Source organism: Bulleidia sp. HCP3S3_C9 (genome assembly GCF_052064035.1).
GTDB lineage: Bacteria > Bacillota_I > Bacilli_A > Erysipelotrichales > Erysipelotrichaceae > Bulleidia.
Map to the genome: position 1 here is coordinate 1 of NZ_JBQHWJ010000086.1, position 4,263 is coordinate 4,263.

General features: G+C 35.5%; 4 protein-coding genes, 1 tRNA gene and 1 pseudogene. 4 read left to right on the forward strand and 2 right to left on the reverse strand.

From position 1 onward, the window contains the following. Positions 1–291: 291 nt before the first annotated feature. Positions 292–555, forward strand: a pseudogene (gene rhuM / locus ACTND6_RS10515) (RhuM family protein); the annotation flags it as partial. 156 nt (positions 556–711) lie between these two features. Further along, positions 712–1,071, forward strand: a complete 360-nt coding sequence (locus ACTND6_RS10520; RefSeq protein WP_441045100.1) for a type II toxin-antitoxin system death-on-curing family toxin — start codon at positions 712–714, stop codon at positions 1,069–1,071. Positions 1,072–1,164: 93 nt separating this feature from the next. On the opposite strand, the gene ACTND6_RS10525 is transcribed toward ACTND6_RS10520, so the two are convergent. After that, a tRNA-Arg gene (locus ACTND6_RS10525) sits at positions 1,165–1,241 on the reverse strand. An 80-nt stretch (positions 1,242–1,321) separates the two neighbouring features. On the opposite strand from ACTND6_RS10525, the gene ACTND6_RS10530 reads away from it, so the two are divergent. Further along, complete coding sequence (locus ACTND6_RS10530) at positions 1,322–1,477, forward strand: hypothetical protein (protein WP_441024166.1); 156 nt, start codon at positions 1,322–1,324, stop codon at positions 1,475–1,477. Between the two features lie 27 nt (positions 1,478–1,504). Here the strand turns inward: ACTND6_RS10530 and ACTND6_RS10535 are convergent, their stop codons facing one another. Beyond that, positions 1,505–2,098 (reverse strand): AAA family ATPase, encoded by a 594-nt coding sequence (locus ACTND6_RS10535; protein WP_441024165.1) that lies wholly within the window; start codon positions 2,096–2,098, stop codon positions 1,505–1,507. 143 nt (positions 2,099–2,241) lie between these two features. Between ACTND6_RS10535 and ftsH the strand changes: the two genes are divergently transcribed. Continuing rightward, a complete protein-coding gene (gene ftsH, locus ACTND6_RS10540; RefSeq protein ID WP_441024163.1) occupies positions 2,242–4,137 on the forward strand; it encodes an ATP-dependent zinc metalloprotease FtsH in 1,896 nt (631 codons plus the stop codon). The last annotated feature ends 126 nt before the right edge of the window (positions 4,138–4,263 follow it).

A 4,263-nucleotide genomic window follows, 5' to 3' on the forward strand; every position in this document is an offset into this window, starting at 1 on the left:
CAAATATATTTTTAAATCTCATCCAATGACCCGCAGACAGATTACGAATGCTTTGAATGCTGCTTTTCCTATTTTTGCTTGTCAATGAATCAGATGGTCAATTATGTAAAATAATTGGAGGACCACATGAACAATGAAATTATTTGATTTGTAAATGGCGATTTACAACTAGATGTTACAGTATCACCTGATAACGAAACGGTTTGGCTTAATCGTAATCAAATAGCACAATTATTTGGCAGAGATATTAAAACAATTGGCAAACACATCAATAACGCTTTAAAAGAAGAATTGGATGATTCAACTGTCTCAAAATTTGCGACAGTTCAAACTGAAGGAAGTCGGAAAATTCAGAGATCAATTGAATACTATAATCTTGACATGATTATTTCTGTTGGCTATCGTGTGAAATCTTAAAACGGTGTAATCTTCCGTAAATGGGCAACTTCAATATTGAAAGACTACATGATAAAGGGCTACGTGCTTAACGAAAAAAGACTTGAAGTTTTAAATAAAACTATCCAAATTCAGTCTAGAATGCTTGCTTCTGCTTTAGATATCGAAGAAAAAGAAGTACTCAATGTAATTGAAGCTTATTCAAATGCATTATCATTACTTGATGATTATGATCATGGATGTATTTCTAAGCCAAAAGGTAAGGATTCAATTTATCGATTGACTTATGAAGAGTGTAGAACTCTTATTGATTCTATGAAATATGGTGGGTTTTCAGATGTATTTGGTGTCGAAAAAGAAACAGGTAAATTAAACGGAATTATTGCAGCTGTATATCAAAATGTCTTTGGACATGAAATCTATCCAAGTATCGAAGAGAAAGCAGCTAATCTACTGTACTTTCTAGTCAAAGATCATCCTTTTGTAGATGGATGCAAACGAATTGGCGCTTCTATTTTTCTTGAATTTTTGAATAAGAATCAACATTTAATCATTGATGGAAAACAAATCATTTCAGATAGCGCCTTAGTTGCTATTACATTAATGATTGCCGAATCTAGACCAGAGGAAAAAGAAACAATGGTCAAGCTTGTTATGAATTTTTTAAAAGCTTGATTTATTTTTCTATTTCTACAGTGTGAACTTAAATGAATTCTATTATGGAAAAGCGATGAAATCACATGATTTCATCGCTGTTTTATATCAATATGGCGTCCCAGATGCGATTCGAACGCACGACCTTTCGCTTAGGAGGCGAATGCTCTATCCTGCTGAGCTACTGAGACAACTGCGCTTTTGATTATAACATATATAACACTATTGTTTTCATTTCTTGTATAATGATACATGTTTAAAGGAGATTTCCATGGTAAAAAAAGTATTTTTGCTGGTATTGTTTGCACTGGCATTTATTGTATGCATGATTGGCCAATTCCCTTGGTATACAAAATTATTCGCTGGATTAACAATGGCAGTTAGTTTCTTAATTGTCTTAACAACAAATTTTAAAGATCTAAAGTAAAAAAATCACTTTTCAGTGATTTTTTTGTTACTTTCTATTGTACTCTTCCGCAATGATATCTGCACATCTTTCAACAGATAACGAAGAACTCTTCAAACACAAATCATAGTTCAATGGATTACCAAACTTCTGATCCGTATAGATTTCATAATATGCTGCTCTTTTCTTATCTTTGTCTTTCAATCTCTTCTCAGGATTGATATTTGATTCACCATATTGCTCAACAATTCTTTTTGCACGAAAATCCATATCTGCATAAATAAATGTTTTCAACAAAGATACATCAGCATCTTTCAGTACATAGTCTGCACATCTTCCAACAATTACACAGTTTCCTTTTTCTGCAAGTTCTTTAATGATACGACACTGTTCACTCCAGATCGTTAATTGATTGCTTTGACCATAGTATCCAACATTTCCCAAAGAAGCGAAGAATCCTGAACTTTCCATATATTCTCCATTTTCTTTGATGTATTCTTCCGCAAAGCCGCTCTTTTTGGCAATTTCTGAAATGATCTGGCTGTCATAACATGGAATTCCCAGCTTTTCAGCTACCAGTTTACCAACTGTTCTACCGCCACTTCCAAACTGACGGGAAATCGTAATTATCTTATTTGTCATATTAAATATGCTCCATTTCTAACTCAATCATAGCACGCATTTTTGACATTTGCACATAATTGTTCAGTAAAAATTCATGCAAAAATTAGCACTCTAGAAGTAGCTGTGCTAATATATAATAACAATGAAATGAGGTGATCGATTTGAACCAAAATAGCAATAAAAACAACTCAAATAAGCCAAAAAAACCAATCATCTATTACTATGCAGTTGTTATGCTGGTATTAGCCATGTTAAATCTCGTCATGGTTCCATTCATGAAGACAGCGCAGATAGAAGATGCGAATTATTCCACATTCGTAAAAGAAACAAACAAAGGAAACGTAAAAGAAGTACAGGAACAAAGCAACCAGATTCTATACATGTTAAAAGACAGCAAAACAGTCTACCGCACAGGTAAATTTAATGATCCTGATCTGATGACACGTCTAGAAGATCACAACGTTGACTTTACGGCAGAAATTGTTGAAGAAACTTCCCCATTCCTGCAGTTTTTAATGGGATGGATCATTCCAATCTTCTTCGCAACGCTTCTATTACGCGCATTAATGTCAAGAGGAAGCAAAGGTGGCGGCATGCCTATGGGTGGCAACATGTTTGGCATGGGCAAAAGTAACGCACGTGTTTATGACAAGAATAAACAAAGGATCCGTTTCAGTGATGTCGCTGGTGAAGATGAAGCCAAAGAATCGTTACAGGAAATTGTTACATATCTAAAAAATCCAGGCATGTACAAAGATATTGGTGCAACAATGCCAAAAGGCATCTTGCTTGTCGGTCCTCCTGGAACTGGTAAAACAATGCTCGCAAAAGCTGTTGCCGGAGAAAGTAATGTTCCATTCTTCTCCATCTCAGGTAGTGAATTCGTTGAATTATTTGTAGGTATGGGTGCTTCTAAAGTCAGAGACTTATTCAAACAGGCAAAAGAGAAAGCACCATGTATCGTATTCATCGATGAAATTGATGCCATCGGCGGAAAGAGAAATGCAAGTGGCATGGGTGGAAATGATGAAAGAGAGCAGACACTCAACCAGTTATTGACTGAAATGGATGGATTTGAAGGAAACAGCGGTGTTATTATCTTAGCCGCTACAAATAGACCAGAAAATCTAGACCCAGCCCTGTTAAGACCTGGAAGATTTGATAGAAGAGTTCCTGTAGAACTTCCAGATTTGCAAGGCAGAGAAGACATCTTGAAAGTGCATGCAAAGAAAGTGAAAACAGATGGCAATATCGACTTCAACATGATTGCAAGAATGGCATCTGGTGCATCTGGTGCTGAACTTGCCAACATTGTCAATGAAGCTGCATTAAAGGCAGTCAGAGAAAAAAGAAACTGTGTTACACAACAGGATCTAGAAGACAGTATCGAAGTTGTATTTGCTGGATATCAGAAAAAGAATGCAATTCTATCTGATGAAGAAAAGAAAACTGTCTCTTATCATGAAGTTGGTCATGCACTTGTCGCAGCTTTGCAGACACATTCAGCACCTGTACAGAAGATTACAATTATTCCAAGAACTTCTGGTGCATTAGGTTATACAATGCAGGTAGAAGAAGGCAACCATTACCTCTATACAAAAGAAGAGCTGGAAAATCGTATCGCAACATTTACTGGCGGCAGAGCCGCAGAAGAAGTTGTATTTGGACGTATTACAACAGGTGCATCTAATGATATCGAGCAGGCAACAAAGATTGCTCGTGCAATGATTTCTCAATATGGTATGTCAGACGATTTTGACATGGTAGCAATGGAATCTATCAATAATAAATATTTAGGTGGAGATGCAAGTCTAGCTTGTTCAGATACAACCGCTTCTCAAATTGATCAGCAAGTTGTTGCATTGATCAAGAAACAACATGATAAGGCAAAGAAACTATTGGAAGATCATAGAGAAGATCTCGATCGTATCGCAAATTATCTATATGAAAAAGAAACAATTACAGGTGAAGAATTCATGGATATTTTAGATCATCCTGAAAAGTATTCTAATGAAACTGAAGTTGTTGATGCTGAATTTGTTGAAAAGGAAGATTAATTTCTTCCTTTTTTCTTGGCTATATTAGCAAAATGGTGAATTCAAGAAATAGAATAAATGAAAAGATCATCTTTCTTCATGTCAGCAATACGGAAGAAATCTGTGATCTGATGCATTCTTTTCTTG

Excerpts from the sequence above, each read along its gene's own strand:
- ACTND6_RS10535 (WP_441024165.1), bottom strand. The coding sequence starts at position 2,098 with ATGACAAATAAGATAATTACGATTTCCCGTCAGTTTGGAAGTGGCGGT.
- ACTND6_RS10520 (WP_441045100.1), top strand. The coding sequence starts at position 712 with ATGAAATATGGTGGGTTTTCAGATGTATTTGGTGTCGAAAAAGAAACA.
- ACTND6_RS10530 (WP_441024166.1), top strand. The coding sequence starts at position 1,322 with ATGGTAAAAAAAGTATTTTTGCTGGTATTGTTTGCACTGGCATTTATT.